Source organism: Deltaproteobacteria bacterium (genome assembly GCA_016213065.1).
GTDB lineage: Bacteria > UBA10199 > UBA10199 > SPLOWO2-01-44-7 > SPLOWO2-01-44-7 > JACRBV01.
This window is the reverse complement of record JACRBV010000093.1, coordinates 1-4080: the sequence shown is the minus strand read 5'-3', so window position 1 is coordinate 4080 and position 4080 is coordinate 1. Positions and strand designations below refer to the sequence as shown.

Below are 4080 nucleotides of genomic sequence, written 5' to 3'. Positions count from 1 at the left end.
GCGGTTCCCGACGGGTCGACCCGTCGGGCCCGCTTATCGCTCGGCGATTTTTGCTTTTGATCCCGATAAGGTAAAAATCGCCTCCGCGAAACCCCAAGAACTTGATGCGCCCACACCATTGCACACATAGATTCCAGTAATTAATTTTCATTTCGTAGTCTTGGTGTCGATTTCATGGAGTGTGAGGTGTTGTTGGGGTTTATCGGAGCCCCTTCCATCGATGAATACAATGCCGGAAGGGGCGAGATATAAGGTGCATTTTGCCTCGTAAAGGCAAAACGACACCGGCCCCAACAATACCTCACGCGGAATGAAATCGACTACGCGCGGAGAACAATTTATATTAATTTCAGGAATTCTTCGGGTTCGGGGCTGCGGGGGAAGGCTTCTTCTTTTTTGACGATTTTCTTTTTTACAAGAGTCGCCAAGGACTGGGTCATTGTTTGCATGGTGGTGGCCTCTTGACCCAATTGCATCTGGGCGTAAATCTGGTGGGTTTTATTTTCACGAATCAGATTTCGGATGGCGGTGTTGGGAATTAAGATTTCCAAAGCCAGCGCGCGGCCCTTTTCAACTTTGGGAAGAAGTTGCTGTGATAAAATTCCCTGCAAAACAAAAGAGAGTTGCACGCGCACCTGATTTTGCTGATGAGCCGGAAAAACATCGATAATACGATCCAATGTTTGCACGGCGGTATTCGTATGCAGTGTGGCCAAAACCAGATGGCCCGTTTCGGCGATCGTAATGGCGGCGCGTACTGTTTCCAAATCGCGCATTTCTCCGATCATCACCACATCGGGGTCCTCCCGGAGGCAATATTTAAGGGCATTCTGGAAACTGGCGGTATCTTTTCCCACTTCTCGCTGATGAATCAGACATTTATTGGAGGTGAACAGAAATTCGATTGGGTCTTCCACCGTAATAATATGCCACGGCTTGATTTGGTTCATGGCGTTGATCATTGCGGCGAGCGTTGTTGATTTACCGCTTCCGGTGGCGCCGGTTACCAGAACGAGTCCGTGAGGTTTGTAAGCCAAATCCTGAATTTGCGGGGGAAGACCCAGATCTTCGAATGTCGGAATTTTGTAGGGGATTTGGCGGAACGCACCCGTTACCGCGTGTTGTTGTTTATAAAGATTCGCACGGAACCGCGCCAAATTTTTGATTGGAAAACTCAAATCGAGTTCCCAATCTTGTTCAAATTTCATCACATCTTCCTGAGTGAGGATTTCAAAGCAGATGTCTTGTGCTTGATCCGGTGTCAGCGGAGTGTCGCCAAGAGGTTGCAAGGCGCCATCCACACGGATCAGCGGTGGAGTGCCGGCACCAATATGAAGATCGGAAGCGCCTTTTTCAACCATTGTTTTCAAAAGATCATGAAGTGGTTGTGCCATGGCACTTTCCTATGCAATAACTTTTTAAATTATGCTAGGAGAAATGTGAACAAAAAAGCGGTCAGCGGTCAGCTGTCAGCAAAAAATGAAAGTAGTTGCTGAAAGCTGACCGCTGAAAGCTGATAGCTTAACTCATGGAACTGCGACGCAAAACACGACCTGCGTGGGAATATTTTTTTGTGAGTGCCATTGTGATTGCAACGCTCTGGTTATCTCTGGCCCTTTACGCGAAACGCGATCAGGTTTATAAAGAAAAAATATTGATGCAGGAGCTGGCAACGCTAAGGAATGAAATCACAGCTTATGTTTTAGAACATCGCACTCTTCCCAAAAGTCCATTGTCCATTGTCCATAGTCCATGGTCCCCCGATTCCTTTGGCAATGAGTATCATTATAATGCAGAGACAGGTCACATCCAAAGCACCACCGCTTCCTATCAAAACTGGTGATTATAGCCCCCGCAAAACAAAATGTCCGTTTTCTTTTTGTCATTCCCGCGTAGGCGGGAATCCAGAAAAGCTGAAAAAGACTGGATCCCTGCTTTCGCGGGAATGACAGACGTCTACAGTACTACCTCATGATTGTTGGGGTGATGAAGATCATCAGCTCGGTATGAGTTTTGGTTTTTGTATTTGATTTGAAGAAAAGCCCGATAACGGGGACTTTGGAAATACCCGGAACCGATTTTTTGATATTCGTGTTTTTCATTTTGATGAGGCCGCCGATCACGGCAGTCTCCCCGTCTTTTAGGACAACAGTAGTCGTGGCTGTATTGTCAATAATGGCGGGAATCCCATCGACTGTTTTGGAAAAATCGACCTCACTTTCGTTGGCATCGATGGTCATCTTGATATGATTCTCCGGAGAAATTTGCGGCGTGACGGTCAGCTGAACGCCGGTTTCAATAGCTTGCAAACTTGGAACGGCTCCACCTCCTCCGCCGGCTGTGGTGGCAATGGTGATGTTGGAAGTTGATTTGACATAAAGCGTAACGCCGCTACGAATTTTTGCGGGCAGGTTGTTGATGGTGGAAACAGAAGGTTTGGAGATAATGTTGACATCCCCTTTTTGCTCTGCCGCAGTTAACTGTAGATCGATATTTGTTCCGCCCGGAAGACTCCCGATCCGGAAACCAACACCACTGGTTGGATTGGCTGATCCCATGTTCACAATTGCCGGTGTTGGTGGAAAACCGTTGATTTTGAAAGTGCCCGTCGAATCCGCCCCTGAAATGGTAAGACGATCCGGAGAGCCGGAGACTCCCCACTGAACGCCGAGCGAGCGGGCGAAATCATTGCTGGCATCGACAATTTGGGCTTCAATGAGCACCTGCTGATCTTTTCTGTCGACTTCTTTAATGAAACGCCGCGCATTTTCCACATTGGCGTCATAGTCCTTGATGCTCAAAACATTGGTTCTTTCGTCCGCCGAGACGGAACCTTTTTCAGAAAGAAGAGGTTTAATTTTATCAACCAAATCCTTGGCCGTGGCGAATTTTAGGGGGACGGTGGTGGCCAAAAGATCGGTGCCGCCAATAAATTGATCCGATTTACCAACCCGCATGATGCCACTTTCAATGGCATAGTTATAATTATTTACTTTGAGGATTGAGTTGATGGCGTCGCGCAACGGGATATCGGCGAAACTTAAATTGACACGACCGCCCAAATCTTCTGGAAGGATGAGATTATATCCGGCCATTTTTGCCAGCAGGTTAAGGGCATCTTTCAAATCCGCATGACGAAATTCGATGTCGTAGTTTTGATTTTTTTGATGATGGAAGGCAGGGGTAAACCCCTCCATTTTTAAAATTTGCTCCCCGCCATCGGCCGTAAAAATAATTTCTCCCGGTTTTATTTTGGAAACCGTGTATTTTCCGATCTTGTCTTCCGCGCGCACAATACGCCCCGAGACAAGTCCCAACCCGGCATTTTCCCCGGTGACAAGGCCTTCCAAAGACAGATTGGCGACATCGATTTCGGCGGGAGCTTCCGATGGACTAAAAGGATTGCGACTTGCACTTCTGGAGGCACCTTTTTCAAATTGCTCCATGGCGAGGTCAGAAAGGGGAGCGGCCGCTTGGGTAAGACCGGTATATAGAAGGAGGCAACAAAGGACCATGGACCATGGACTACGGACCATGGACTGTGGACTATGGACTATGGACCATGGACTACGGACTTTATTTTGATGTTCCATTTTTATCTTTCATTTGAAAAAGAGTTCCGTTTAGTTCCAGATCGACTTCGGATGCTCTTGTATCAATCGTTTTCAATGCGACATTGTCAATGGCCATCAAGGCGGGGATCTGTTCGATTTTTTCTAAATAACGGATGACATGGGGGAAAGATCCCTGTGCATTAATGAAAAAACTGCTTTTTTGATAACCCTCCTCTTTTTTAGGGGGGAGGTCGCTCATGCTTTTGACGGTGATGCCCATAATAAACTGGGGAGAGGTGAGGAGAGACAATAGAGGAGCCGTTTCTTCCGTAACGGATGGAAGTTCTCCTTTTAAAACCCTTAGTTTGACGGGAACGGAGAGGGGATTTTTTGGGTTTTCCAGACCTGTTTTTCGCGTGGCTTGGATAAGCGCCTCCGTAAATTTTGTTAAAGCCTCTTTTTCCAATTTGAGGTTTTGAATTTGTCTTCTAAATCCCTGAGCCTCTTCCCTTTTGGGAAAATAAAG

The 4080-nt window shown here is 47.0% G+C and carries 4 protein-coding genes; 1 reads left to right on the top strand and 3 read right to left on the bottom strand.

Annotated elements, in window-relative coordinates; genetic code table 11:
* Positions 1–338 precede the first annotated feature (338 nt).
* A complete protein-coding gene (locus tag HY877_05465; GenBank protein ID MBI5299723.1) occupies positions 339–1394 on the bottom strand; it encodes a type IV pilus twitching motility protein PilT in 1056 nt (351 codons plus the stop codon).
* Between the two features lie 134 nt (positions 1395–1528).
* Here HY877_05465 and HY877_05460 point away from each other — a divergent pair, with 134 nt between their 5' ends.
* Positions 1529–1843, top strand: coding sequence for a hypothetical protein (locus tag HY877_05460; GenBank protein MBI5299722.1), 315 nt, complete (start codon positions 1529–1531; stop codon positions 1841–1843).
* Between the two features lie 121 nt (positions 1844–1964).
* On the opposite strand, the gene HY877_05455 is transcribed toward HY877_05460, so the two are convergent.
* The gene (locus HY877_05455) at positions 1965–3593 is read right to left on the bottom strand and encodes a hypothetical protein (protein ID MBI5299721.1); all 1629 of its coding nucleotides are present in this window, start codon (positions 3591–3593) and stop codon (positions 1965–1967) included.
* The coding region (locus tag HY877_05450; protein ID MBI5299720.1) for a hypothetical protein at positions 3577–4080 on the bottom strand (504 nt) is incomplete at its 5' end. The genes HY877_05450 and HY877_05455, both read right to left, overlap by 17 nt.

What these genes read in the sequence shown, in the direction of transcription:
- HY877_05465 (MBI5299723.1), bottom strand. Translation starts at nt 1,394, where the DNA reads ATGGCACAACCACTTCATGATCTTTTGAAAACAATGGTTGAAAAAGGC.
- HY877_05460 (MBI5299722.1), top strand. Translation starts at nt 1,529, where the DNA reads ATGGAACTGCGACGCAAAACACGACCTGCGTGGGAATATTTTTTTGTG.
- HY877_05455 (MBI5299721.1), bottom strand. Translation starts at nt 3,593, where the DNA reads ATGGAACATCAAAATAAAGTCCGTAGTCCATGGTCCATAGTCCATAGT.